The following is a 701-nucleotide window of genomic DNA, read 5'->3' on the forward strand; positions in this document are numbered from 1 at the left end:
GCATTGACGTGAGATGCTGTTACAATCAGTGTCAAGAGCGAATATAATTGTAGCTTCTGGACTGATGACCGACCTTATTCGAGACCTTATCCTTCGCTGGCGTGATGATCCGGCAGGCACCTATCAGAGCTGGTTTTTGTGGGATGAACGCCTCAAGAACTTCCGGTCTATCCGCCGTGGTCTGCAGCAGGTCGTTACCGAGATTACCGCTGGCACATTCGGGGTCGCCTATCGTGGCTCATCCCTGGAAACAGTTGTTCATTCGATCGCTGAACAGCGTCAGATATTCAAGGGTGCGGATCATGCATTCCTGTGGAAGCCGAAGCTACGCATTCCCGATATCTACGAAAATCCTGCAAACCAGAAAGCATTCGGGCAGCTTCTCGATACCTGCCTGTGTTGCAATACCGACGAGCACGTGGTCTCGGCCATCCACGCGATCGATGCCCGGAAGATAAAAGGGCTGGGACCAGCCGTCGCCAATCTGCTGTATTTCCTGCATCCTACGATCATGCCGCCTTTCAATACGGCAATCGTGAACGGCTATAACGCCTTGACCGGATCAAAGATGAAGTTGGGCCGATGGGAGGAATATCTTGCCATGCGGCAGGGCATTCTGAAGCTGAATGCGACCTATCGTTCGCTGCTGTCCAATGATCTGGGCGCTATCGGAGGACTGCTGTTTGATCTCGGAAGCGGAC

General features: G+C 52.9%; 1 pseudogene. It reads left to right on the forward strand.

What is annotated here, in order from left to right:
• Positions 1–64: 64 nt before the first annotated feature.
• Positions 65–701, forward strand: a pseudogene (locus GOB86_RS15695) (type II restriction endonuclease); the annotation flags it as partial.

The sequence above is a fragment of the Acetobacter lambici genome (assembly GCF_011516885.1).
GTDB classification, from domain to species: domain Bacteria; phylum Pseudomonadota; class Alphaproteobacteria; order Acetobacterales; family Acetobacteraceae; genus Acetobacter; species Acetobacter lambici.